Raw genomic sequence first — 26,112 nt, 5'->3', positions numbered from 1 at the left:
AGAGGGCGCGCGTGCAGCAATTCAAGATCAGGCCGGAACAGCCGGATGACTGGTGGGAGGTCGAGGCGCTTTATGACCTGTGCTTTGCCCCCGGTCGCGAGGCTCTGTCTTCCTATCGTCTGCGCGATGATGTGCCACCGGTGGCGGGCCTGTCGCTTGTTGCCCGCGACGGGCAGGGTATTCTGGCCGGTGCGATCCGGTTCTGGCCGGTCCATGTCGGCGATCATGATGCATTGTTGCTGGGTCCGGTGGCGGTTCACCCGACCCATCAGGGCGAGGGTCTTGGCGGTTTCCTGATCCACGAGGGGTTGCTGGCCGGGCGCGAGAAAGGCTGGGCGCGGGTCATGCTGGTGGGGGACGCGCCCTATTACTCGCGGTTTGGTTTTTCGCTGCTGAAGCATGTGGAAATGCCGCCGCCAACCAATCCTGACCGTGTTTTGGGGCTGGAACTTGTGCCCGGCAAATGGGGCGGGGTGCAGGGCCTCGTATCACGCTGGACCCGCTGAACTATTGAAACTGCCCTGCTGAGTGCCGATCTTTCTGACTGAGGAGGAGGCAGATGCAGAACGTGGTTCTTGTTGAAGAACTGGATGCCGACGCTGAACTGGATCGGCTTGCAGGGCATTACCGGTCCGCCGGTGGCGCGGGGGTGAAACTGCTTAATGCGCTTGGCGGATCAGCAGAATCTCTGCTGGATCAGTTGCCTGAGCCCGTGCGTCTGGGTCTGACCGGCGCGACGGAGCAGGCGCTTTGGATTGCCATGCATGCCGCAGAAGGATCGCGCCGGGCGATACCCGACCAGCAACCTTGGGTGAATACCGTCGTCAGCACGGCCATGGGAGCGGCAGGTGGTATGGGCGGTCTGTCGACGGCCCTGATGGAGCTGCCCGCGACAACGGCCATGCTGCTGCGTGCCATTCAGGGGGCCGCTGCCCGAGAAGGATTTGACCCGTCCGAAGAAGGTGTGAAATTCGATTGCGTCCGGGTCCTGTCTGCCGCAGGGCCCCTGTCAGATGATGACGGGGCTGATCTGGGGTTCTATTCCGTGCGCCTGACGTTGACCGGACCGGCCATGCAGCGCCTGATCGCGGCGGTTGCACCGCGCCTGTCGGTGGTTCTGGGCCAGAAACTGGCGGCCCAGTCCATTCCGGTTCTGGGTGCTTTGGCCGGAGGCAGCACGAACTATGTCTATTCCCGTTACTATCAACAGATTGCCCGTGTCCATTTCGGATTGCGCCGACTGGCGGTGGATGCTGACATCCCGCATGACGAACTTGTGCGCCGCTTGGCTTCGCGAATGAAATAACGCCCGACTTTTGCAGTCCCGCTTGGTAAGTACCGCATCATGTGGTATGTTTACCCTCAGCAGACCCAAAATAAGAGCAGAAATTCGGTCTGAAAAACAGGCGTTAATACCATTTGAAAGGCGGTAGCGTGAACAACGCGAAGCATTCGCCAACTTCTCGGCGCAAGGCCGGGGCTTGTCCTGTGCATTCACAGGCGGCAGCGCTGTGCTACCGGATTCATCAAAACCGGCCCGAGATCCTTTTGATTACCACCCGCCGTTCCGGGCGCTGGATCATACCCAAAGGCTGGCCTATCCTGGGGCTCAGCCCGTCAGAAACCGCCGAGCGGGAGGCGTGGGAAGAAGCGGGCGCCGTCGGTCGGTGCGACAAAAAGGCGATGGGGCGGTATACTTACATCAAGCACCGTTCCAAGAAACGGACACTTCTGTGCGAAGTTGATGTGTTCGCGATGCTGGTAAGCTCACTGGCTTCGGATTTCCCGGAAAGCGACGAGCGCAAGCGGGAATGGTGCGTTCCGGAAAAGGCTGCTTTAAGGGTCAATTCGCCGGAACTTTCCGTATTGTTGCGGGATTTTGGGCAATATCCCTGCCAACTTCTGGCCGGAAGGGCTTGATATTACGGTATTGGTCGGTATCTATTTTGTAACACGTATTTTGGGCGAAACATGATTCAGTACGCATTGAAATGCAGCAACGGCCATACATTTGAAAGTTGGTTTCAATCGGCCGCCGCCTACGACAAACTTGCAGCTGCGGGCATGGTGACATGCGCGGTTTGCGGCTGTGTGCAGGTGGAAAAGGCGATCATGACCCCCCGTGTCCGGCCCGCCCGCAATGCCGTGGCGCGCCCGGAACCCGCGCCGGCCGAGCCCGCGCCGATCAATGTTGCAAAACCATCGCTTGAGATCGAAAAGATCCTGACGCAACTGCGCCGCCAGGTAGAAGAGAATTCGGATTACGTCGGTAAGGACTTCGCATCCGAGGCCCGCAAGATCCACCTCGGCGAAGCGCCCGACCGTGCCATCTATGGCGAGGCCAAGGCGGAAGAGGCCAAGGCCCTGATCGAGGACGGTGTTCCGGTCGCCCCGCTGCCATTCGTTCCCAGCCGAAAGACGAACTGACCGGTGCGCGTTGTGATCACCGGGGCCAATCGCGGTATTGGAAAGGCGCTGGCCGAAAGGTACCGGAACAGGGGTGATGACGTCATCGGAACCGCGCGCGATGACAGTGCGCAGATTAAGCTGGACGTCGCAGAACCCGCTCATCACGCTGCCATGGCTGAACGGCTGATTGGTCAACCTGTTGATCTGCTGATCTGCAATGCAGGCGTCTATCTCGACAAAGGACATGGCATCGAAAAATATCCGGCAGACATGTGGGCGCAGACATTCGCGACCAATGTCACCGGCGTCTTTCTGACGGTCCAGTCCCTGTTGCCGAACCTGCGTGCGGCCAGAGGCAGGATCGCAATTCTGTCCTCGCAAATGGCTTCGCACACGCGCGCGCCCGGTGGCAGCTACATCTACCGTGCGTCCAAGGCCGCCGCGCTGAATCTGGGGCGGAATCTGGCGGCAGATCTGCAGGGTGAGGGCATTGCCGTCGGCATCTATCACCCCGGCTGGGTGCAGACCGATATGGGTGGCTCGGCGGCCGCCATCACCGTGGATCAGGCCGTTGAGGGCCTGCTCGAACGTTTCGACACGCTGAACCTGGACAGTTCAGGGTGTTTTGAAACCTATGACGGTCAGGCGCACCCTTACTGAGTGGCCAGTGCCGCCTTGGGAATCTCGTAAACCTCGCCGGGGTCGATGAAGATCACCATCATGTCGCCACGCGTTTCGGAGGTGATTTTCGATGTCGAGCTGCTGGATTCCGGCTCGCCATTGGTGAAATAGATCTGCCGCACTTCGCCGGTGCTCAGTTGCACGGCCAGTGTCGCGGTTCCATCGTCGCGGCGACGCAGCTCGGCATTGCACGAGCGCAGAGGTTCACCGGCAATGGCGGCGCAGGGAACGGTACCCAGTGCGTTCTTGCCATCGGTTCCGGCCAGTGTCGCGGATTGAGCAAGAGCGGACGAGGACAAAAGGGCAAAGGCAGCAGCAAGACGGTACATGAAAAAACCTCGTGAAGGATGTGTCAGACGCAGGCTGGCACCGCAGGAACCCATTGTAAAGTCGGCCTGCGCGCCAATCAGGACATCTTTGCGCCCTTGCCCTTGCGCCCCCCCTCGCTTATGAGGCTCGGGACCAGAAATAAAAGGCGCGGAGACACCTGCCCCCATGCCCGTACTCGTGATGAAATTCGGTGGCACTTCGGTTGCCAATCTCGACCGCATCCGCCGCGCGGCCAAGCGCGTGGGCGTTGAAGTGGCAAAGGGCTATGACGTGATCGTCATTGTCTCGGCCATGTCGGGCAAGACCAACGAACTGGTGGGCTGGGTCGACGAAACATCGCCGTTGTACGATGCGCGCGAATATGATGCGGTCGTATCTTCAGGGGAAAACGTTACTGCTGGCCTGATGGCGCTGACACTGCAGGAAATGGACGTGCCCGCGCGCAGCTGGCAGGGCTGGCAGGTTCCGCTGCTGACCACAAGCGCACACAGTCAGGCCCGGATCGAAGACATTCCGACCGGCAACATCAACCAGAAATTCGCCGAAGGCATGAAGGTTGCTGTGGTTGCAGGCTTTCAGGGCATCAGCCCCGAGGGTCGGATCACCACGCTGGGCCGGGGTGGTTCGGACACCACGGCAGTGGCCTTTGCCGCAGCCTTCGATGCCGAACGCTGCGACATTTATACGGACGTGGACGGGGTCTACACCACGGATCCGCGCATCTGTGAAAAAGCGCGCAAGCTGGACCGGATCGCGTTCGAAGAGATGCTGGAACTGGCCTCGCTGGGGGCGAAGGTCTTGCAGACCCGTTCGGTCGAACTGGCCATGCGTTACAAGGTGAAACTGCGCGTTCTTTCAAGTTTCGAAGAACAATCCGACGAGGCCGGCACTCTGGTCTGCGACGAGGAGGATATCATGGAATCCAATGTTGTGGCCGGTGTGGCCTATTCCCGCGACGAAGCCAAAATGACCGTGGTGTCCGTGGCCGACCGCCCCGGCATCGCCACGACCATCTTCACCGCGCTCAGCGACGAAGGCGTGAATGTCGACATGATCGTTCAGAACATTTCGGACGAAGGCCGGACCGACATGACGTTCTCTTGCCCGACCGACCAGGTTGCCCGCGCCGAAAAGGCATTGCATGCCATCAAGGAAAAGGGCGAGTTGAACTACGCTGAGTTAGTCACCGACAATGACGTCTGCAAGGTATCGGTTGTCGGTATCGGTATGCGTTCGCAATCGGGTGTGGCTGCGAAAATGTTCAAGGTACTCTCGGAAGAGGGGATCAACATTAAGGTCATTACAACCTCCGAGATCAAGATTTCTGTTCTGGTCGACCGGAAATACATGGAACTTGCTGTTCAGGCACTGCATGATGCCTTTGAACTGGACAAGGCGGCCTGAGCATTTCAGCCAAGGGTTTTGCCTGACACCGTAAATTGGTTTGGCCATGGCGGACGGCACCGAAACTGAATCCCGCAAGCTGCTGGGGCGGCTGCGCGAAGAAATGGCGAGCGAGGCCGCCGGTCAGGAACGACTTGACCGGATCACGCATCTGATCGCCGACAGTATCCGGGCCGAGGTCTGCTCGATCTACCTGTTCCGCGATCAGGAAACGCTGGAGCTGTGCGCCACCGAAGGGCTGTCGCCCGAGGCGGTGCACAAGACCCGCATGCGCATGGGTGAAGGTCTGGTGGGCCGGGTGGCGAAATCGGGCAAGGTGGTCAACACTGCAAACGCTCCTTCGGCGAAGGGCTTCCGCTATATGCCGGAAACGGGTGAGGAGCGGTTTTCGTCCTTCCTGGGCGTTCCGGTGCAAAGGCTTGGCGAAAAACTGGGTGTGCTGGTCGTGCAATCACGCGAGGCGCGCGAGTTTTCCGCCGACGAGATTTATGCGCTGGAAGTGGTCGCGATGGTTCTGGCCGAGATGGCCGAGCTTGGCGCCTTTGTCGGCGAGGGCGCGGCCCTGTCGCCGCTGCACCAGCAATCGGTCCAGCTGACCGGTGGTCCGGCGCAGGAAGGATCTGCCGAAGGCCATGTCTGGCTGCATGAACCGCGCGTTGTCGTGACAAACCCGATCGCGGACGATCCCCACCGCGAACGCGAGCGCCTGACCGAAGCGGTCGATGAATTGCGCGTGGGCGTCGACAAGATGCTCGAAATCTCGCAGGGCGGCGACAAGGAGCAGCTGCAGGTTCTGGAAGCCTATCGCATGTTTGCCAACTCCAAGGGCTGGATGCGCCGGATGGAGGAAGACATCGCCCGCGGTCTCAGCGCCGAAGCTGCGGTGGAAAAGGAACAGTCTCAGGCCCGCGCGCGGATGGAGCAGGTGACAGATCCGTACCTGCGTGAACGGCTGGCCGACCTTGACGATCTCAGCAATCGGCTGCTGCGCATTCTGACCGGGCAGGGCAACACCAACGGGGCGGATCTGCCGCCCGATCCGATCCTGATTGCCCGCAATATCGGTCCAGGCGATCTTCTGGAATACGGGCGGTCGCTGAAAGGCATCGTTCTCGAGGAAGGCTCTGTCGGCAGCCACGCCACCATCGTCGCCCGGGCACTGGCGATTCCGCTTGTGGTGCATGTCGGTCGCATCACGACCGAGGCTCTGAACGGAGACCACATTCTGGTCGACGGCGACAACGGCGTCGTGCATCTGCGCCCCGAAGACACAGTAGTCAGCGCCTTCCGCGACAAGATCGCCATGCAGGCCAAGGCGCAGGAACGCTACGCCTCGATTCGCGATACCCCGACCGTTACCCGCGATGGAGAGCGGATCCATCTGGTGATGAACGCGGGCCTTATGGCCGACCTGCCGTCGCTGGGCAACTCCGGGGCCGAAGGCGTGGGACTGTTCCGGACCGAGCTGCAATTCCTGATCCGCAACCAGATGCCCAAACGATCGGAACTGGTGACTCAATATCAGCGTGTGCTGGATGCGGCGGGGGAAAAGCGCGTGGTGTTCCGCACGCTGGATATCGGGTCCGACAAGGTTCTGCCTTACATGAAGCACGTGGCCGAACCGAACCCGGCTTTGGGTTGGCGTGCGATCCGCGTGGGTCTGGACAAGCGCGGCGTGATGCGCATGCAGTTGCAGGCGCTGCTGCGCGCTGCCAACGGCCGCCCGCTAACCATCATGTTCCCGTTCGTGGCGCAGGCCGACGAATTCCGCGAAGCCCGCTGGGAGGTCAACAAAACCATCGAGCGGGAGAAACGTCTGGGCCATGTCCTGCCCGAGTCGCTTGAAGTGGGCGCGATGCTTGAAACGCCGTCGCTGGCCTTCGCCCCGCAAAAATTCTTTGACGAGGTCGATTTCATTTCGATCGGCGGCAACGACCTGAAACAGTTCTTCTTTGCGGCCGACCGCGAAAACGAACTTGTGCGCCGCCGTTATGACACGCTGAACGTCAGCTTCCTCAGCTTCATCGAACGTATTGTCGAGCGTTGCAACATCTCGAACACACCGCTCAGTTTCTGCGGCGAGGACGCCGGACGCCCGGTTGAGGCGCTGTGCCTTGCGGCCATGGGCATCCGGTCGCTGTCGATGCGTCCGGCCTCGATCGGCCCGGTCAAAAGCGTTCTGCTTCGGGCAAACCTGCAGGAAGTGCGCAAGATCATCGCCGATGCCCGGCATCGCGGCGAACAGTCGGTGCGGCCCTCGGTTATGGAGTGGTTGCGAAATCAGGGTTGATCTTTGAGCCCATTTTGCCTATTCACCTCACGAGTGTTAGCGATAACATAACCTACGATACCGGTATTGCAGCGATCTGGTGCTAAGGTGATCCGAATGTGTTCTGAAGGAGCCCGGTCATGGTTTCACGCGTAATTCCCGTCAACCCGTTCGACCTTGTTCTGTTTGGTGCATCAGGCGATCTGGCGCAGCGCAAGATCCTTCCGGGCCTTTATCACCGTTTCGAAGTCGGGCAGATGCCGGACGAGGCGCGGATCATCGGCACCGCCCGCACGGAAATGGACAGCGACGGTTTCCGCGATCAGGTGCGCGCATCGATGCAGGAATTCGCGCCCGAGTTCAAAGCAGAAACGCTGGATCGTTTTCTCGAGCGGGTGGAATACGTACCTGTCGACGCGCTGGGCGAAAAGGGCTGGGACAAGCTCGGCAAGGTCCTGCGCGACGATGTTGTCCGGGCGTTCTATCTGTCGGTGGGGCCCAGCCTGTTTGCCGGGATTGCGCAGCGGCTGCAGGATACCGGCCTGGCCACGCCGGACAGCCGTATCGTGGTGGAAAAACCCTTTGGCCACGATCTGGCCTCGGCCCGCGCCCTGAATGAGGGGCTGCGCGCCTGTTTCGAGGAACATCAGATTTATCGGATCGACCATTATCTGGGCAAGGAAACCGTGCAGAACCTGATGGCTCTGCGCTTTGCCAATTCCCTGTTCGAGCCGCTTTGGAACTCCACCCATATCGATCACGTTCAGATCACCGTGGCCGAAACGGTAGGGGTCGAGGGGCGCGGTGCGTACTACGATCAGTCCGGCGCCATGCGGGACATGATCCAGAACCACCTGGTCCAGCTTCTGTGCCTGACCGCGATGGAGCCGCCCTCGAAATTCTCGCCCAATTCGGTACGTGACGAAAAGGTAAAGGTGATCGAGGCGCTGGAACCCGTCGCACCGGCGGACATTGCCCGCGGTCAATACCGGGCGGTTCATGGCAAAGGCGGCTATGTCGATCATGTCGGCAACCCCGCCAGCCGCACCGAAAGCTTCATCGCGCTGAAGGTCCATCTGGGCAACTGGCGCTGGGCGGGCGTGCCGTTCTATCTGCGCACCGGAAAACGCCTGCGCGCCCGAGAATCCGAGATCGCGGTGTTTTTCCGTGACCCGCCACACACGATTTTCCCCAATGTCGGTCACTTGCGCGGCAACGTATTGGTGATCCGCCTGCAACCGGACGAAGGCATCACACTGCGAACCACCATCAAGGATCCCGGTCCGGGCGGTTTCCGCCTGTCGGATGTGGCGCTGGACATGAGCTTTGCTGACGCCCTGGGCGCCGAAGCACAAGCGCCGGACGCGTACGAGCGTCTGGTGATGGACGTCATCCGAGGCGACCAGACCCTGTTCATGCGCGGGGACGAGGCCGAGGCCGCCTGGGCCTGGGTCGACCCGATCATTCAGGGCTGGGAAAACCGCGGTGACCGCCCGGCGCGTTACGATCAGGGCAGCTCTGGCCCCGAGGAAGCATTGATGCTGATGCATCGCGATGGTCGCCGCTGGCGTCAGATCGGAGGTTAAACATGGTTCACTCTGTCATCACCGATGTCACCCAACGGATCATTGATCGCAGCGCGCCCCTGCGCGGTCCTCATCTGGATCGGATGGAGCAGGCAAGATCAAAAGGCGCGGCCCGCGCACACCTGTCCTGCAGCGGTCAGGCCCACGCCTATGCGGGCGCGGGACCGGATCAACAGGCCATGGTCACCGGAACCGCCGGGAATCTGGGGATCGTTACGGCCTATAACGACATGCTTTCCGCCCATCAGCCGTTCGAACGCTACCCGGCCCTGATCCGCGATGCGATCCGCGCGGCGGGTGGCACGGCGCAGGTCGCGGGCGGTGTACCGGCCATGTGCGACGGCGTCACGCAGGGCGAGGCCGGAATGGAGCTGTCGCTGTTTTCCCGCGATGTCATCGCGCTGGCCACAGGTGTGGCCCTCAGCCACAACACGTTTGACGCTGCCGTCTTTCTGGGTGTCTGTGACAAGATCGTCCCCGGTCTGGTGATCGGTGCGCAGTCATTCGGCCACCTGCCGGCGGTCTTCCTGCCAGCCGGTCCCATGACCAGCGGGTTGCCCAACGACGAAAAAGCCAGGGTCCGCCAACAATTCGCCGCCGGCGAGGTCGGGCGCGATGCGCTCATGGCCGCTGAGATGGCCGCTTATCACGGCCCCGGCACCTGCACCTTCTATGGCACCGCCAACACCAACCAGATGCTGATGGAGTTCATGGGCCTGCATCTGCCGGGCTCCAGCTTCGTCAATCCCAACACACCCTTGCGCGACGCCCTGACCGAAGAAGGCGCCCGTCGCGCCCTGTCGCTGAGTGCGTTGGGCAACAACTACACGCCGGTCTATCAGATCCTGGACGAGCGCGCCTTTGTGAACGGCATCGTCGGGCTGATGGCCACCGGCGGCTCGACCAACCTGCTGATCCACCTGATCGCGATGGCGCGGGCAGGCGGTATAGTTCTGGATTGGCAGGATTTTTCCGACATTTCTGCCGTCGTTCCCCTGGTTGCGCGGGTCTATCCAAACGGCCTGGCCGACGTAAACCATTTCCACGCCGCAGGCGGTCTGGGCTATTGCATCGGAACCCTGTTGGAAGACGGCCTGCTGCATCCCGATACGCTGACCGTTGCGGGGCACGGCCTGCACAACTACACCAAAGAACCCAAGCTGGTCGGTGGCGAACTGATCTGGGAAGACGGCGCGGGCCACAGCCTGAACGAAAAGATCGTGCGCCCGGCCAAAGACCCGTTCCAGCCCACTGGCGGCCTGTCCCGCCTGACCGGCAATCTGGGTACCGCCGTCATGAAGGTCTCCGCCGTCGCCCCTGAACACCAGGTGGTCGAGGCCCCGGTCCGCGTGTTCCACGATCAGGACAAGGTCAAAGCCGCCTTCAAGGCCGGAGAATTCACCGGTGACGTCATTGTCGTCGTCCGCTTTCAGGGTCCAAAGGCCAACGGCATGCCCGAACTGCACTCGCTGACGCCGATCCTGTCGATCCTGCAGGGCAGGGGACAAAAGGTGGCGCTGGTCACCGATGGCCGCATGTCCGGTGCGTCCGGCAAAGTCCCCGCTGCGATCCATGTCTGCCCCGAGGCGCTGGATGGCGGTGCCATCGCGTATCTGCAGGACGGCGACCTGCTGCGCGTCGATGCCGTGAAGGGGGAGTTGGAGATTCTGACGCCCGGCGTTCTGGACCGCACACCAGTCACCGCCGACCTTTCGGCCAACCAACACGGCACCGGGCGGGACCTGTTTGCGGCGTTCCGCGGTAACGTCGGCTCAGCCGATGCTGGCGCCAGTATTTTCGGAGCCTGAGCCATGACATCCAAAACCCAACGTACCCGCGAAATCTGCGCCCTGGCACCCATTGTCCCGGTACTTGTGATCGACGATGCGGCACAGGCCGGCCCGCTAGCCGAAGCGCTCGTGGCCGGTGGTCTGCCCGCGCTCGAGGTTACCTTGCGTACGCCTGCCGCATTGGACGCCATCCGCGCCATGGCGCAGGTGCCCGGCGGTGTTGTTGGCGCGGGTACGCTGGTCACGCCTGATGATGTGCGGGCGGCGAAAGAGGCGGGCGCGCAGTTCGGCGTCTCACCCGGTGCAACCGACGCCCTGATTGCCGCCTGCGAGGTCGAGGGTCTGCCCCTGCTGCCCGGCGCTGCCACCGCCAGCGAAGCGATGCGCCTGCTGGAACAGGGCTATGACATGCTGAAATTCTTCCCGGCCGAGGCCTCGGGAGGCGCGCCTGCGCTGAAAGCCATCGGTGCGCCCCTGCCGCAGATAAGCTTCTGCCCGACCGGTGGCGTCTCGCCCACGAATGCGCGCGATTACCTGTCGCTGTCCAACGTTGTCTGCGCTGGCGGCAGTTGGGTTGCGCCAAAGCAAATGGTGCTGAATCGCGACTGGGCAGGTATCGAGTCACTTGCGCGCGAGGCCTCGCAACTGGTGGATTGACGCGGCCGCAACCTGCGTTAGGTTAGGCGCCAATTCAGGCAAGGCGACCCATGACACAGCAAGTTTCCCTCGCGCGGGGGCGCGAATATCTGGCCATTCCCGGCCCCTCGGTCATGCCCGATGCGGTGCTGCAGGCCATGCATCGCCCATCGCCCAATATCTACGACGGCGAGCTGATCGACATGATGCCGGCGCTGACCGCCGACCTGCGCCGCGTCGCGCGCACGCAGCATGACGTGGCCATCTATATCGCCAACGGCCACGGCACGTGGGAGGCCGCGCTGTCCAATGTGATCGCATCGGGAGAAACCGTTCTGGCCCCTGCGTCGGGCCGGTTTACCCATGGCTGGGCCGAAATGGCCGAGGGCATCGGAGCGCAGGTCGACCTGATCGATTTCGGAACCGCCTCGCCGTGGGATTTTGACCGGATCGCCGAGGCCCTGCGCGCCGATAAAGAACACCGCTACAAGGCGTTGCTGGCGGTTCATGTCGATACCTCCAGTTCGGTGCGCAACGACATCCCGGCCCTACGCGCCCTGCTGGACGAACTTGAACACCCCGCGCTGCTTATGGCCGATTGCATCGCCTCGCTGGGCTGCGAACGGTTCGAGATGGATCACTGGGGGGTCGATGTCATGGTCACGGCCTGCCAGAAGGGCCTGATGACCCCCGCAGGTACGGGTTTTGTTTTCTTTAATGAAAAAGCACAAGCCAAACGCGCAGCCATGCCTCGCGTGTCGCAATACTGGGACTGGCAGCCGCGGGCCAACCCCGACCTGTTCTACCAGTATTTCAACGGCACTGCGCCGACGCATCACCTTTACGGTCTGCGCGCCGCGCTGGACCTGATCCATGCCGAAGGGCTCGACCAGGTGTGGGCCCGCCATGAACGCCTTGCACACGCGATCTGGAGCACTTGTGAGATTTGGGCGCAGGGCGGTGCGCTGCAGCTCAATGTCGCCGACCGCGCCTTTCGCAGCCACGCCGTGACGGCCCTGCGCCTGACCGACGGTCAGGGCACGCCGCTGCGCAGCTTTACCGAGCGAGAGCTGGGTTTGACCTTGGGAATCGGTCTGGGGATGGAGGACTGGGACGGCTGTTTCCGGCTTGGCCACATGGGCCATGTGAACGCTCAGATGGTTATGGCAATGCTGGGCGGAATGGAAACCGCCATGGCCGCCCTGAATATCCCGCGCGGCAAAGGGGCGCTCGAAGCTGCGGCAGCAACGCTGGCGGGCTAGTCCGAAAAGAACCGTCTCTTCATCTGGCCAAAAATATCCTCGGGGGGGATCGCGCCTAGGGCGCGATTGGGGGGCAGACAGCCCCCCGGCACAGCGCTTCAGGCCGGTTCCGCCCTAGCCGCTGCAAGCGCCCCGGGCAGCGCGGCCGCAAAGGCATCCAGATCGGCCGCCGCGCCGCAACTAACCCGAATGCAGCGGTTCTGTGGTGCGGCAAAGGGCATCCGCACAAAGATACCTTGCGCCACCAGCGCATCCAGAACCGCTTTGGCAAAAACCCCATCCCGCCCGCAATCGATGGCAACAAAATTGGTGGCCGATGGCAGGGGCACCAACCCGTTCTCCCGCGCGATTGCGTCAATCCTATCGCGCGCCTCGGCAATCCGCCCCTGAACGTCGGACAGCCATGCGTCATCTTGCAATGCCGCCAGCGCCCCGGCCTGCGCCGCCCGGTTCATTCCGAAGTGATTGCGCACCTTGTTGAAGGCTGCTATCAGCCCCGGTGCTGCAATGGCGTAACCGACCCGTGCCCCGGCCATTCCATACCCCTTGGAAAAAGTCCGCATCCGGATCACGCGCGGATCGTCCGCCGCGACCGGTGCCCCTGTTCCTTCCGGCGCACATTCGACATAGGCCTCGTCAAGCACCAGCAGGCAGCCATCGGGCAATTCGTCCAGCGCGGTCACGATATCGGCACCCGCATGCCAGCTTCCCATCGGATTGTCGGGATTGGCCAGGTAGACCAGCTTGGCATCCACTTCTGCCGCCTTGGCAAACAGCGCCACCGGATCTTCTTGATCCTTTGCATAAGGCACCTTGTGAAGCACGCCGCCAAAGCCTGCGACATGGTAATTGAAGGTCGGATAGGCCCCGTCCGAGGTCACAACCGCATCCCCCGGCTCGACAAGCAGCCGAACCAGATAGCCCAATAGCCCGTCGATCCCTTCACCCACCACGATATTCTTCACGGACACGGCGTGATGATCGGCCAGGGCGTGGCGCAGATCGTGGTTTTCGGGATCGCCATACATCCAGATCTCGCTCGCGGCCCGTTGCATCGCCTCAATGGCGCGGGGCGAGGGACCAAACACGCTCTCATTCGCGCCCAGTCGGGCCACGAACGGGGCACCGCGATCACGCTCCTGCGTTTCGGGCCCGACAAACGGGACGGTGGCAGGCAGGGATCGGGCAAGCGGGGTGTAGCGCGGATCAGTCATATGCGCAGATAAGCGCAGGGCGGCGGGTTGGGCAAGCATCAGGTCAGATGATCTGCCCTCACGTCGTGGTGGAACTGGCCATGCCTTTCAGGGCATGATCGGCGAAACAGGATCTGGGAGGCCTCGCATGGCGCGCGTATCCGTTGAATACAAAGACCACATTGCCCACGTCACGCTGACCCGGGGCGACAAGATGAACGCGCTGGATGATGCGATGATCAAGGCGATCCTGGCCGCCGGTCAGGAAGTCGCGGCCTCTGACGCAAGGGCCGTTGTTCTGTCGGGCGAAGGCAAAAGCTTCTGCGCAGGTCTCGACATGGCAAGCTTTGCCAAGATGGCCCATATGGACCCGACTGAATGGCTGATGACGCGCAGCCACCATGACGCCAACGAGATGCAGGAGCTTGCGCTGATCTGGCGGCGGGTGCCGGTGCCGGTGATCTGCGCCATTCAGGGCGTGGCCTATGGCGGCGGTTTACAAATCGCCCTGGGCGCGGATATCCGTATCGCCCATCCCGAAAGCAAGCTGGCCGTGATGGAGATGAAATGGGGCATTATCCCCGACATGGGCGGGATGGTCCTGTTGCCGCAACTCGTCCGCTCGGACGTGTTGCGCCTGCTGACCTATACAGCCCGCCCCATCGGGGCCCAGCAAGCCGCCGATTGGGGGCTTGTTACCAGACTGTCGGATGATCCAATGACCGAGGCGCTGGCTCTGGCCGAAAATATCGCTGGCAAAAGCCCCTCGGCCATCCGTGCCGCCAAGCGACTGATCGAAGTTGCCGAATGCAAGGCCCGCGCCGAGGTGCTGCTGGAGGAATCGGCGGAACAGGTGGAACTGATCGGCAAACCGGATCAGATCGAGGTCATCTCGGCCCAGATGCAGGGCCGCAAGCCCGAGTTCAAGTGATCACCGCATGAACGCCCGGCGCGCATCGCGGGCCATGTTGTAGCGCATCTCAAGATCGGCGATGCGCGCCATGGCCGCTTTGCGGTCTGCGGCATCGGTCAGACCGGCATAGGCCTGTCGGGCCGCGTCCAGCTCTTTCCTGAGACTGAATTCTTCGGGCAGAACACCGGCCTGCGCCATGATCCGGTGCCCGGCCGCAATGGCCGGATCGCTCTGGGCCTCGGTCGAACGATCGGGCAAGGGCTGACCTTCGCCGTCCAGCCCCTCTAACTGACCTTCCGCCTGCGCCTTTTTGATCTGGCGTTCCACCAGTTTTCCAAGTGATCCAAGCATGGCAGGATTATACGCGACCATTGATGCAGACGAAAGCGTTCACCGGGTCCGTTTCGTAACCAGATAAGCAATGCCGCCTGCCGCCAGACCCCAGACCGCCGCGCCCAAGCCGAACACGGTGATACCGGAAGCAGTGATCGCAAATGTCAGGATCGCCGCTTCCCGTTCGGCAGGAACTTCCAGCGCCGCAAACGTCGCGTTTGCCATGACACCGATCAACGCAACCCCGGTCAGCGTTCCCATCAGCAGCGGGTCGGCATGGGCGGCAAACCCGGTGATCGCCACGGCAAAAACGCCAAGCAGACAGTAGAATAAGCCTGCCATGACCGCAGACCAGTAGCGCAGGTCCCGGTCCGGATGGCTGTCCTCGTTCGAACACATGGCGGCGGTGATGGCGGCCAGACAGGTGGCAGGGGCTCCGAATGGCGCGGAAAGAATACTGGCCCCGCCGACGGCCGAGAACAGCCTGCCAGCTTCGGGTGCATAACCAAAACTGCGCATCACCGCGATGCCGGGGATATTCTGCGTGGCCATGGTCACGATGAACAGCGGAAGGCCTATGCCTATGGCCGAGGCCCCTGAGAACGTCGGCATTGTCCAAACAGGGGCAGCCACCAGATGCTCGGGCCGGACCGAGCTGTCGCCCGCGTTCAGAAAAACGACAATCGCCGCCGCAATAACCGCAGCAGGAACTGCGATCAACCGATTGATCCGGCCGGCGACAAACCACGTTACGATGACCGGCAATGCCTGCCAGGGCAGCTCAACCGCCGCCTTGAATGGCACAATACACAGCGGCAGCAGAACCCCACCCAGCATGGCTTGGGCCAGCGTTGTCGGGATCGCAGCCGCCAACCGCCCCAAAGGACGCCACAGGCCTGCCAGAACGGTCAGCGCTCCGGCGCACAGAAACGCGCCGACAGCCCCTGAAAAACCGGCGGCAGGGGTGGCAGAAACCGCCAGCAACGCAGCGCCGGGCGTGGACCAGGCCACGCTGATCGGCTGCCGATACCAGAAGCTGAGGACTATGGCTGCCAGCCCCATCGCAACCGCAGCCATCATAAGGCCGGACGCAGCCTCAGTTGCCGAGGCACCCATGGCGGCAAGGCCCTGTAAAACAATCGGGAATGAGCTGAAAAACCCAACCACCGCCACCACCAGGCCGGTCGAAATCGTCTGCACGGGGGGATGGGAATGCGCCATTTCTGCCTCGGGGTTGTTTGGGCAAATTGCTAACAATTGCAAGCAGTCGGGAACAAGGGGAAAGCCGTGTCACCAAAAGAAAACCCCGCCGACAGGTGGCGGGGTTCGGGATTTGAGTATTTGGGAAAAGATGAAGATCAGGCGATTTCTGCCAAACGGGCAAGGGCCTCGTTCAGCTTTGCTTCTTCTTCTTCGCGGGCGGCGAGGTTGGCTTTGGCTTCCTCAACCACTTCTTCCGGGGCCGAAGCCACGAATTTGGGGTTGTTAAGGCGCCCACGCAGGCCGCCCAGTTCCTTGGCCAGCTTGCCCTTAGCTTTCTCAAGCCGTTCCTTTTCCGCGCCGATATCGATGATATCCGCCAGCGGCAGGCCGAAGGACGCGCCGGGGGCGGCAATCGAGATGGTGCCTTTGGGCAGCTCATCTGCCTTGGTCAGGCTGTCGATGCGGGCCAGTCGTTTGATCAGCGCTTCGTTGCGGTCCCACGCGGCTTGGCCATTCGCGTCGATCACGGTCACCAGCATCGGCACGTACAGACCAGCAGGCACCCGCATCTGAGCACGGGCTGAGCGGGTGTTTTCGATCACCGAGATCACCCAGTTCATCTCACGATCCGCATCCGCGTCGATCAGGTCGGCCGCATAATAGGTCGGCCAGTCGGCGTGGACCACCATCTTGGCACGGTTGCCTGTCAGACCCCAGAGTTCCTCGGTGATGAAGGGCATGATCGGGTGCAGCAGAACCATGCACTGATCCAGAACCCAGCGCATGGTGGCGCGGGTTTCGGCCTGAGCCTCAGCATCATCACCCTGCAGCAACGGTTTGGATAGTTCCACATACCAGTCGCAGACCTTGCCCCAGACAAAGGCATAAAGCCCGTTGGCCGCATCGTTGAAGCGGTAGCTTTCCAGCGCCGCGTCAACCTCTTCGCGTACGCGGGCGGTTTCGCCGATGATCCAGCGGTTCACGGCGGCCTTGGGTTTCAGGTCGGCCACGTCCAGTTGCGGGACGGCGTCGGTGAAGACTTCGTTCATCTCGGCAAAGCGGACGGCGTTCCAAAGTTTGGTGCCGAAATTGCGGTAGCCGGTGATGCGCTCGCGCGACAGTTTCAGTACACCGCCAATCGCCGCCATCGAGGCGTTGGTAAAGCGCAGCGCGTCGGCGCCGAATTCGTCCACGATTTCCAGCGGGTCAATGACGTTGCCGGTGGTCTTGGACATCTTCTTGCCCTTCTCGTCGCGGACGAGCTGGTGCAGGTAGACGGTGTGGAACGGGATCTGATCGACCACGGCCAGTTGCATCATCATCATCCGGGCGACCCAGAAGAACAGGATGTCGAAGCCGGTGATCAGAACGTCCGTCGGGAAGTAGCGTTCCAGTTCCTCGGTCTGCTCGGGCCAGCCCAGTGTGCCGATGGGCCAGAGGCCGGAGGAGAACCACGTGTCGAGGACATCGGGATCGCGCCAAACCGGGTAAACCAGCTTGGTCGGGTCCTGTTCGACTGCATATTGTGCAAGACTTTCGGCGAATTGATGAATCGCCTCCTGTTTGTCGGCGGCTTCAATAACTGCCGCGTGGCTCAGAGGGCTGGGGATGTTGGCATTGTCGTCCAGGAATTTCTCGGTTACCGCTTCAAGGCTGGATGCACATTCCATAACGTTGCCACGGTGCAGCATGCCGCCTTCGTTCAGCAAACGGCCCATCTCGACCAGATCAAGGTTGCCGTCGTTCTCGTCGTCAATGAAGTCTTCGGCGGACAGATCGAGACCATACCAAACCGGAATCTGATGCCCCCACCACAGCTGGCGCGAGATGCACCAAGGCTCGATGTTTTCCAGCCAGTGGTAATAAGTCTTCTCGCCAGACTCTGGGATGATCTTGACCGTGCCGTCCTTGACCGCATCCAGCGCGGGGCCAACGACCTTGGCGGCGTCGACGAACCACTGGTCGGTGAACATCGGCTCAATGACCACTTTCGAGCGGTCGCCGAAGGGCTGCATGATCGGCTTGCTCTCGACCAGCGGCACCAGCTTGTCCGCGCCTTCGTGCTCGGGCTTCAGCGCCGTCGAGCCCAGACGCGGGTCATCTGCGCGGGTCATCACCGCCAGACCGTCGTTGGTGATCTCTTCCACCACTTTCGCGCGCGCCTCGAACCGGTCGAGCCCGCGCAGGTGATCGGGGATCAGGTTGATCGCGTCGATCTCGTTCTCGGTAAACACACGCCCGCGCGCATATTCCTGCGCCTTGTCTGCCTCTTCGGCGTAAGGAGCCCCATCGGCCCGCATCGCGCCTTTGGTGTCCATCAGGCGATACATCGGAATCCCGCCGCGCTTGGCGACCAAGTTGTCGTTGAAGTCATGCGCACCGGTGATCTTGACCGCGCCCGAGCCGAAATCGGGGTCGGGGTAGTCATCGGTGATGATCGGGATCTGGCGGCGGTGCTCTTTCGGGCCAACCGGGATTTCGCATAGCTTGCCAACGATGGGTGCATACCGCTCGTCCGAGGGATGAACCGCAACCGCACCATCGCCCAGCATGGTCTCAGGCCGGGTCGTCGCGATTGAAATGTAATCCCGCTCCTCGCGGAGGATCACATTCCCCTCTTCATCTTTTTCCAAATACTCATATGTCTCGCCACCGGCGAGCGGGTATTTGAAGTGCCACATATGACCCGCGACCTCGATGTTCTCGACCTCAAGGTCCGAGATCGCGGTCTCGAAATGCGGGTCCCAGTTGACCAGCCGCTTGCCGCGATAGATCAGGCCCTTTTCGTACATGTCGACAAAGACTTTGATCACCGCGTCGTGAAAATTCGCAGAGTTTTCGTGCCCCGTGCGCGGGTCGCGCGGCGCGCCTGCCATGGTGAAGGCATTGCGCGACCAGTCGCAGGATGATCCCAAGCGCTTCAGCTGCTCGATGATCGTGCCCCCATATTCGCCCTTCCATTCCCAGACCTTGTCCAGAAATGCTTCACGCCCCAGCTCGCGGCGACCCGGCTGCTGCGTGGCGGCCAGCATCTTTTCCACCTGCATCTGCGTGGCGATACCGGCGTGGTCCTGACCGGGCTGCCACAGCGTGTCAAAGCCACGCATCCGGTGCCAGCGGGTCAAAATATCCTGGAGCGTGTTGTTGAACGCATGGCCCACATGCAGCGCGCCGGTGACATTGGGCGGCGGGATCATGATGGTAAAGCTTTCGTCGCGCGAGCGGTTCGCGCCTGCCTTGAAGGCTCCGGCCTGTTCCCAGGCCTTGTAGATGCGGGCCTCGGCCTCGGCCGCGTTGAATGTCTTTTCCATCGCCATGGGATGCGTCCTGCGTCAACAAAATCGGGTCAGCGCTTGCAATAGCGAATGCACGCAGGAAGGGGAAGGGCGTCTGTGCTAACCGGCCATCCCAAATCGGTCTTTGAAATAGGTATCAACGCGCTGATAGGCTGGATCGTGGAAATCCAGCGTCAGCAGCGAATGGTCCTTGCCCGGATACTCAATCGTTTCGAGGTTTTCGCCAAAGGCGTTTTTCAGCGCCCGCATCAGTTTTTGGGGCGACAGGTTGTCTTTGGCGTACCGCATCGCCAGACCGGGGCCTTTTTGTTCCATGCCCAAACGTGCATCCGAAATGTCCTGCGCGCTCATATGCAGCTTGTCGCCGCCAAAGATCGGCAATGCGGGCTGACTGGCCACGCCTCCAAGAACCGCGTCGTCGGCCATCAAGGTCAGAGCAAAGCTGCCGGTCAGGCACATGCCGATGACACCAACGCCCGCGCTGCCTTCCTGATCCCGGATATGACCCGCCAGCGCCCGCATCCAGCCCGCAACCGGGCTTTGACGCCCTTTCATGAACATGTTGATCTCGCGCCGGACGCAGAACAGCCGTGCAAAGTTCCTGCCCGTCTGAGTTTTGCCGAACGTACCGAACAGGTGCGGCAGATACACCCGAAACCCCGAGGCGTTCAGCCGCCGCGCCAGTTCCAGCGTTTCCGGCCCTATCCCCGGCAGTTCCTGCAGGATCATGATCGGTGGACCTTCGCCCCCGACATAAACGTCATGCGTGGTTTCTGTGCCGGTGCTGAGCGGGGCGGTGAACGGGAATACGGCGTCATGTGTCCAGGTCATGGCGCCGACGCTATACCATTGGGATGCCGCTGGAAATCGAATTTCTTCGCGATCGACTGGACATCGCATATGCGGGGGCTAACCTCGCAGCCACAGCAGCCTGAAAGGGACAGCAATGGAAAAGTTCGGCAAAAGCCAGCCGGTCAAACGGACCGAAGATCACCGCTTTCTGACCGGGCAGGGGCGCTACATGGACGATGCCGTGCCGGACAATGCCATGTATGCGGCCTTCTTCCGCAGCCCGGTTGCGCATGCGCGGATCATAGCGCTGGATCTGGATGCTGCGCGGCAGGCGGATGGGGTCCGCCTAGTCATGACGCTGGACGATCTGGCCGCAACCGGGATCGACACTGTGATGAACGCGGCGATCATGCCCAACCGGGATGGCTCGCAAGGCGCGGCGCCACAGCGGCACATGCTTGCCAAAGACCGTGTGCGCTTTGTGGGTGAGCCCGTTGTTGCAGTGATTGCCGAGACGCAGCTTCAGGCGCAGAACGCGGTTGAGCTGATCTGGATGGAGACCGATGATCTGCCCGCCAAGCTGGATGTGGATGCGGGCGGAGAGCCGCTGCACCCCGAAGCCCCGGACAACCGCGCATTTGACTGGGGGCTGGGCGATGAAACCGCGACCGAAGCCGCCTTTCAGTCCGCCGCCCATACCGTGGCGCTGAATGTGGCGGACAACCGGGTCATCATCAACTCGATCGAGCCGCGCGGCTGTCAGGCCAGCTGGTCGGACGGCCGGCTGCACTTCGCCTATGGCGGTCAGGGTGTCTGGGCGATGCGGGCGCAGTTGGCGCAGAAACTGAAGCTTGAAACCGAGGCGATCCGTGTCACCACGCCGGATGTGGGTGGCGGGTTTGGCATGAAGGTGATGCCCTATCCCGAATATTTCTGTGTCTGCGTTGCCGCCATGAAATTGGGGCAACCCGTGCATTGGATGTCCGACCGGTCCGAAGCGATGCTGTCCGATCATCATGGCCGCGATCTGACGTCTTTGGCCGAACTGGCTTTCGACGACAATCTCAGGATCACGGCTTACCGGGTCCACAGCAAGGTCAACCTTGGCGCCCATAACAGTCATTTCGGGCAGGCCATCCAGACCAGCCTGTTCAGCAAGGTGCTGATGGGTGTCTATGATGTTCAGACCACATATCTGCGGGTCGAAGGGTTCTACACCAACACCACGCAGGTCGACGCCTATCGCGGCGCGGGCCGGCCCGAGGCGATCTATGTCCTTGAACGGGTCATGGACCGCGCCGCGCGCGAACTGGGTGTCGATCCGTGGGAACTGCGGCGTAGGAACTTCATCAAACCTGCGGACTTCCCCTACAAAACCGCAACAGGGGAAACCTATGACGTCGGTGATTTCGATATGGTCCTCAGCCGCGCCGGCGAGCAGACCAGTGGCTTTGCCGCCCGAAAGGCCGCCGATGCTGAACGCGGCCTGATCCGGGGGCAGGGGCTTTGTTACTATATCGAAAGCATTCTGGGCGACCCTTCCGAAAACGCGAAGATCGAGTTCCGCGAGGATGGAATGGTGAACATGTGCGTTGGCACTCAATCGAATGGGCAAGGGCACGAGACGGCCTACACTCACTTCCTGTCTGATCAGACTGGGATACCAATGGACCGGATCGTGGTGGTCCAGGGCGATACCGACCGTCTGGCGCATGGCGGCGGGACGGGCGGATCCCGCTCGGTGACGGTGCAAAACACGGCAACGCTGGCCACAATCGACGTCATGATCGCCGCATTCACGCCTTATCTGGCCGGTAAGATGGGGGTCGAGGAAACCCAAGTGATTTTTGACCACGAAACCTTTCGGGCGCCGGGGTCCAACCTGACACCCACCCTGATCGAGGCCGCCGAGATGGCCCGCGCCGATGGCCGTACCGACCTGTTGCAACACACGGCACGCGCCGATCTGGAAGCGCGCAGCTATCCCAACGGCGCACATGTTGCCGAAGTCGTGATCGATTCTTTCACCGGGGAAACCTGGGTCGACCGCTATACGGTGGTTGATGATTTCGGAAACCTTATCAATCCGATGCTGGCCGAGGGGCAGGTGCATGGCGGGGTGGTGCAGGGCATTGGCCAGGCACTGAACGAACGTGTGGTGCATGATGCGCAGGGGCAACTGCTCACGGCTTCGTTGATGGATTACGCCTTGCCCCGTGCCGCCGGGATACCCATGATTAAGTTTACCTCGGCGCCGGTTCCGTCAACCTCCAACCCGATGGGGATGAAAGGATGCGGTGAGGCCGGGACCGTGGGCGCGCTGGCCGCTGTTGCAAACGCGGTTCAGGATGCGCTCTGGGATCATGGGGTACGGCAGGCGGACATGCCTTTCACACCTCACAGAGTATGGGAGATACTGACACATGGTTCTGTCGCGGCTGAGTAGAAAGGTTCTGGGATGGCTCGGACGGCCGCTTCGCTCCGAGCACTCGGCCGAGGCGCTGCACCGCGAGCCAATCAGCCATGTCATCATTCTGGACGGCACCATGTCCACGCTGGAGCCGGGCCTTGAGACACATGCCGGTCAGACCTATCGCCTGTGTCGGGAAATGGGCAGCCAAGTCTCGGTCTTTTACGAATCCGGTGTGCAATGGGAAAGCTGGAAGTCCTCGCTGGATGTGATGATGGGGCGCGGCATCAATCGCCAGATCAGGCGTGCCTACGGCTATCTTGCCTCGCGGTACAAGCCCGGCGACCGGATCTACTTCATCGGATATTCCCGTGGCGCGTACGGTGTGCGTAGTCTTGCCGGTGTCATCGACATGATTGGCCTACTCAAGGCCGAGCATGCCACCGAACGCAACATCAAACAGGCTTATCGCCATTATGAATGCAATCCAGGCGGAGCAGCGGCAGGTGATTTCCGGCGCAAGTTCTGCCATGACGAAATTGCGATAGAAATGGTTGGCGTCTGGGATACGGTCAAGGCGCTGGGCCTGCGCCTGCCCATGCTGTGGCGTTGGGCCGAGGATCGGCATGCCTTTCACCACCACAAGCTTGGTCCCTCGACCCGCCACGGCTATCACGCCCTGGCGCTGGATGAGACGCGCGAAGTGTTCGAACCGGTCCTGTGGAAATGTACGCCCGAGTTCCGCGGCCATGTCGAACAGGTCTGGTTCCGCGGCACCCATGGCGATGTCGGCGGGCAACTGAACGGCTTTGAAGAGGCGCGCCCACTCAGCAACATCTCCCTGATCTGGATGCTGGACAAGGCAGAACTGCATGGTCTGCCCTTGCCGGACGGTTGGCGCGAGCGTTTCCCGGTCGATGCGTCCGCCAGATCAGTCGGGACATGGAGGGGCTGGGGCAAGATCTTCCTTCTGCGCAAGCATCGCAAAGTCGGTCGGGACCGCTCGGAACATCTGCACGTGTCGGTTTCACCGGATGATCTGCCGGGCTGGGTGCCCATGCCCAACTTGCCTTCTCATCCGGCGCAATAACCGCGACCGGCCATCCACCGCCGTCGGCGCTACAAAATGTTGAATGCCCCTAATCAATCGCCTGGATCACGCAGCGACACTGTCACGTCATCCATGACATAGAACCTGTTCTGATCTGCCGAGGCGCTGACGGAAACATCGACGAACCCTTCGTTGTCAGGGGTGCCGTCAAGGTCGCGCAGGTTCGCCTCGGCAAATGGCGCCTCCAATGAAGCATCACCAAAGACGGCGAGGCGATAAACCATGTTGTCCGGAAACATCGAGATCAGAACCGTGTGCCTGTCGCCGATGCTGTAGCTGCCCACCGGTGTATCAAACATGGAAATCTGGCCATTGTTGAAAACGACCCGGCCGAAATACCGCCCCAAAACACCGCTATCGACGATCATTCCGCCATCATCCAGAATCTGCCCCTGCCACGTGATGTAGATTGGCGCGGTTTCGTCGCTGATCGGTGACGTCCGGAAAGTGATATGGTCGCCGGACGTCTCTGTTGCCGGTGGCCGCTCACGGATACTCAGGGAAAGATCGCCGGCAATGGCGTCTTCGGCGGATACGAAGAAGAACTCTTCTGATCCGACACTGATACTGTCGCCGGCGGGTGGCCCTGGCGGGTTGGACAGTGGCGACTGTCCGGGTGTCCCGCTCTCGAAATCCGCGTGAAAAATGGTGCTGCAAGATGTCGGCAGAAGGGCGGCGCAAAGAATGAGTGTGGAAGAATTGATAAATTTCATAGGACACTCCGAAACAAGAACGGATCCCAAACGGACTCAATACAATGCCGCCGGTGGATGCCTTCAGAATACCACAACCAGCATCGACCCGCCCAACGCCGCCCAAGAGCTGACCTGTTCCGGCTTCCGCGCGAATTTGCCACGCTGTGTCATGTCGCCCTGGGAGCTGCGGTGTGACGCGCCAAACTCGTACCCACCAGCAATCGCAGAACACACCAAGACGCGCCACATCTGCCGATTAGCCGCGCGCTCTGTCTGAATTATGTCGGAAGGATTAAATTGCCCAACTACGGGGAACCCCCAATACCGCAGCCCCGCTCGATTTGTTAGTTATCAGACAACGGAGCAACCACACACACACCTCCGTCCAACACTACACGGGGGGCTGGCCGAATAGACCCCCTCACTCATGCCAGCCCCTCAACCCTTTCCCAAAGCCAAAGTGTATATGCCAGGCATCGGACGTCCGGTTGCAGGTTGCGCCCGATCGAAACATCCCGGACACTTTCGAGCTTCAACCTCAGCGCTCAGAAAGAATCTTTCCGGGCACTAGACGTCCCTCTTGGTTCTCCGTTTCTTCAGCATAACCGTGGGTCCGCTCAGATAGGCAGGTTAAAGAGTAGCTCGCCAGATAAGCCATTGGTTGAAATGCTGATTGAACGAAGCACGATCAGATAATCCTTTTGACTCGGATCACCGCCATCGCCATCATTCACATAAGAATACCAGAATGCGATTTTGGCCCCTCCCTGCTGTGAAAGTTCATGCAGTCGGCATGTGATAGGAGGAATTTATGAACAGATTACCCACATGGACAGCCGCGATCCTCAGTCTGGCAGTCTCCGCGCTTCCCGTCGCGGCACAGTCGAGCGACTGGAACTACGAAGCTACGATTTATCTGTTCATGCCTGAGACCAAGACGTCACTGGATTCCCCGAACGGCAACATCGACGCAACGCTGAGTTTTTCGGACGCGCTCAGCAAGCTGGACCTCGCCTTCATGGGTGCCTTCGCGGCCAGTAACGGCCGGTGGAGCCTGTTGACCGATTACAACTACACCAAGCTTTCCATTGACAACGACCTGTCCGGGCCTGCGTTCTCCGGCGTGGAAACGTCCCTCAAGACGCAGTTCCTGAGCGGCTACGTTGGTTACCGCGTCTACGAAGACCCAACTTTGAAACTGGACCTGGCAGGAGGGTTCAGGTGGTTCAACACGGAAACCGAATTCACGCGGTCCCCAGGGGCATTGCCTGGGACGACCAGTACCGTAGACGCCAGTTGGACAGACCCTGTCATAGGCCTCCGCGCCCGCTATGCGATTTCTGATCGCTGGTCCGGTACGGCCTTTCTGGACTACGGAGGGTTCCGAAGTGGCAGCGAGACCTGGCAGATTTTGTTGACGGCAGACTATGCCATAAACGACCGATGGATGATCAGAGGCGGATACCGCCATATTTCGTTTGATCACGAAGTGAATGGTAACGACTTTGACTTCAGCCAGTCCGGCCTGCTGATCGGCGCGACATACGCTTTCAATTAAGTGTTTCTGTGTGGGGTGGATAAGTTTCGCTCTCAATAGTGTTTCATACTTTGACACGCAAAACTCGGCCATTGGCTTCGAAGTTGGTGGAGTTGCTGCCGATAGCGTCGAAAAGACGTGCGCCCCTATTTATCCCGCTAGGGTCAGGAACCATTGATTTCCGCGTGGCTGCGTGAGTCACGGTTCGAAAATCGGGCGGTGACCATGTCTGATCTTTTTTGGCTGACGGATGCGCAGATGG

General features: G+C 61.0%; 22 protein-coding genes. 15 read left to right on the top strand and 7 right to left on the bottom strand.

Translation table 11 applies throughout. The annotated features are described in order from the left end of the window. The first annotated feature begins 11 nt into the window (after positions 1 to 11). From ACR0J8_RS09015 to ACR0J8_RS08995, 5 genes are all read left to right on the top strand, one after another. Positions 12 to 506, top strand: coding sequence for a GNAT family N-acetyltransferase (locus ACR0J8_RS09015; RefSeq protein ID WP_170816797.1), 495 nt, complete (start codon positions 12 to 14; stop codon positions 504 to 506). A gap of 53 nt (positions 507 to 559) precedes the next feature. Next, positions 560 to 1,306: an EcsC family protein gene (locus ACR0J8_RS09010; protein ID WP_170613214.1), complete on the top strand. Its 747-nt coding sequence runs from the start codon at positions 560 to 562 to the stop codon at positions 1,304 to 1,306. Positions 1,307 to 1,434: 128 nt separating this feature from the next. Next, positions 1,435 to 1,920, top strand: coding sequence for an NUDIX hydrolase (locus ACR0J8_RS09005; RefSeq protein ID WP_170807784.1), 486 nt, complete (start codon positions 1,435 to 1,437; stop codon positions 1,918 to 1,920). 51 nt (positions 1,921 to 1,971) lie between these two features. Then, positions 1,972 to 2,427: a DUF1178 family protein gene (locus ACR0J8_RS09000; protein WP_170807785.1), complete on the top strand. Its 456-nt coding sequence runs from the start codon at positions 1,972 to 1,974 to the stop codon at positions 2,425 to 2,427. 3 nt (positions 2,428 to 2,430) lie between these two features. Further along, entirely contained in the window at positions 2,431 to 3,069 is a 639-nt protein-coding gene (locus tag ACR0J8_RS08995; RefSeq protein ID WP_480889776.1) for an SDR family oxidoreductase, read from the top strand. Here ACR0J8_RS08995 and ACR0J8_RS08990 read toward each other — a convergent pair. Next, complete coding sequence (locus tag ACR0J8_RS08990) at positions 3,063 to 3,419, bottom strand: hypothetical protein (protein WP_170613206.1); 357 nt, start codon at positions 3,417 to 3,419, stop codon at positions 3,063 to 3,065. The genes ACR0J8_RS08995 and ACR0J8_RS08990 overlap by 7 nt on opposite strands. A 166-nt stretch (positions 3,420 to 3,585) precedes the next feature. On the opposite strand from ACR0J8_RS08990, the gene ACR0J8_RS08985 reads away from it, so the two are divergent. From ACR0J8_RS08985 to ACR0J8_RS08960, 6 genes are all read left to right on the top strand, one after another. After that, a complete protein-coding gene (locus ACR0J8_RS08985) occupies positions 3,586 to 4,824 on the top strand; it encodes an aspartate kinase (protein ID WP_480889773.1) in 1,239 nt (412 codons plus the stop codon). Between the two features lie 46 nt (positions 4,825 to 4,870). Further along, positions 4,871 to 7,114 (top strand): phosphoenolpyruvate--protein phosphotransferase, encoded by a 2,244-nt coding sequence (ptsP, locus tag ACR0J8_RS08980; RefSeq protein WP_480889770.1) that lies wholly within the window; start codon positions 4,871 to 4,873, stop codon positions 7,112 to 7,114. Between the two features lie 119 nt (positions 7,115 to 7,233). Further along, complete coding sequence (gene zwf / locus ACR0J8_RS08975; protein WP_480524755.1) at positions 7,234 to 8,679, top strand: glucose-6-phosphate dehydrogenase; 1,446 nt, start codon at positions 7,234 to 7,236, stop codon at positions 8,677 to 8,679. Between the two features lie 2 nt (positions 8,680 to 8,681). Then, positions 8,682 to 10,487, top strand: coding sequence for a phosphogluconate dehydratase (gene edd, locus ACR0J8_RS08970; RefSeq protein ID WP_480524753.1), 1,806 nt, complete (start codon positions 8,682 to 8,684; stop codon positions 10,485 to 10,487). A gap of 3 nt (positions 10,488 to 10,490) precedes the next feature. After that, a complete protein-coding gene (locus tag ACR0J8_RS08965; protein ID WP_480524751.1) occupies positions 10,491 to 11,126 on the top strand; it encodes a bifunctional 4-hydroxy-2-oxoglutarate aldolase/2-dehydro-3-deoxy-phosphogluconate aldolase in 636 nt (211 codons plus the stop codon). Positions 11,127 to 11,176: 50 nt separating this feature from the next. Beyond that, positions 11,177 to 12,367 (top strand): pyridoxal-phosphate-dependent aminotransferase family protein, encoded by a 1,191-nt coding sequence (locus ACR0J8_RS08960; protein WP_480524749.1) that lies wholly within the window; start codon positions 11,177 to 11,179, stop codon positions 12,365 to 12,367. Positions 12,368 to 12,465: 98 nt separating this feature from the next. Here the strand turns inward: ACR0J8_RS08960 and ACR0J8_RS08955 are convergent, their stop codons facing one another. After that, positions 12,466 to 13,581 (bottom strand): pyridoxal phosphate-dependent aminotransferase, encoded by a 1,116-nt coding sequence (locus ACR0J8_RS08955; RefSeq protein ID WP_480525020.1) that lies wholly within the window; start codon positions 13,579 to 13,581, stop codon positions 12,466 to 12,468. Between the two features lie 127 nt (positions 13,582 to 13,708). On the opposite strand from ACR0J8_RS08955, the gene ACR0J8_RS08950 reads away from it, so the two are divergent. Beyond that, on the top strand, positions 13,709 to 14,491 hold the full coding sequence (locus ACR0J8_RS08950; RefSeq protein WP_170678068.1) for a crotonase/enoyl-CoA hydratase family protein: 783 nt from the start codon (positions 13,709 to 13,711) through the stop codon (positions 14,489 to 14,491). Here ACR0J8_RS08950 and ACR0J8_RS08945 read toward each other — a convergent pair whose 3' ends face one another. The 4 genes from ACR0J8_RS08945 to ACR0J8_RS08930 all read right to left on the bottom strand — a co-directional run bounded on the left by ACR0J8_RS08945 (position 14,492) and on the right by ACR0J8_RS08930 (position 20,136). Then, complete coding sequence (locus ACR0J8_RS08945; RefSeq protein WP_480524747.1) at positions 14,492 to 14,824, bottom strand: DnaJ family domain-containing protein; 333 nt, start codon at positions 14,822 to 14,824, stop codon at positions 14,492 to 14,494. Between the two features lie 39 nt (positions 14,825 to 14,863). Further along, positions 14,864 to 16,027 (bottom strand): benzoate/H(+) symporter BenE family transporter, encoded by a 1,164-nt coding sequence (locus ACR0J8_RS08940; protein WP_480524746.1) that lies wholly within the window; start codon positions 16,025 to 16,027, stop codon positions 14,864 to 14,866. A gap of 137 nt (positions 16,028 to 16,164) precedes the next feature. Next, complete coding sequence (locus ACR0J8_RS08935; protein ID WP_480889765.1) at positions 16,165 to 19,326, bottom strand: valine--tRNA ligase; 3,162 nt, start codon at positions 19,324 to 19,326, stop codon at positions 16,165 to 16,167. A 78-nt stretch (positions 19,327 to 19,404) separates the two neighbouring features. Beyond that, the gene (locus ACR0J8_RS08930; RefSeq protein ID WP_480524742.1) at positions 19,405 to 20,136 is read right to left on the bottom strand and encodes a dienelactone hydrolase family protein; all 732 of its coding nucleotides are present in this window, start codon (positions 20,134 to 20,136) and stop codon (positions 19,405 to 19,407) included. A gap of 115 nt (positions 20,137 to 20,251) precedes the next feature. Here ACR0J8_RS08930 and ACR0J8_RS08925 point away from each other — a divergent pair, with 115 nt between their 5' ends. Both ACR0J8_RS08925 and ACR0J8_RS08920 read left to right on the top strand, forming a co-directional pair. Further along, positions 20,252 to 22,543, top strand: coding sequence for a xanthine dehydrogenase family protein molybdopterin-binding subunit (locus ACR0J8_RS08925; protein WP_480524739.1), 2,292 nt, complete (start codon positions 20,252 to 20,254; stop codon positions 22,541 to 22,543). Beyond that, complete coding sequence (locus ACR0J8_RS08920) at positions 22,521 to 23,597, top strand: T6SS phospholipase effector Tle1-like catalytic domain-containing protein (protein WP_170678056.1); 1,077 nt, start codon at positions 22,521 to 22,523, stop codon at positions 23,595 to 23,597. The genes ACR0J8_RS08925 and ACR0J8_RS08920 overlap by 23 nt, the downstream gene beginning before the upstream one ends. 53 nt (positions 23,598 to 23,650) lie before the next feature. Here the strand turns inward: ACR0J8_RS08920 and ACR0J8_RS08915 are convergent, their stop codons facing one another. Then, positions 23,651 to 24,331, bottom strand: a complete 681-nt coding sequence (locus ACR0J8_RS08915) for a hypothetical protein (protein ID WP_480889762.1) — start codon at positions 24,329 to 24,331, stop codon at positions 23,651 to 23,653. 793 nt (positions 24,332 to 25,124) lie between these two features. Between ACR0J8_RS08915 and ACR0J8_RS08910 the strand changes: the two genes are divergently transcribed. Continuing rightward, positions 25,125 to 25,871 (top strand): outer membrane protein, encoded by a 747-nt coding sequence (locus ACR0J8_RS08910; protein WP_480524735.1) that lies wholly within the window; start codon positions 25,125 to 25,127, stop codon positions 25,869 to 25,871. Positions 25,872 to 26,112: the final 241 nt, after the last annotated feature.

It is taken from the genome of Ruegeria sp. N11 (assembly GCF_056531525.1).
This window is presented reverse-complemented; position numbering and strand designations above follow the sequence as displayed.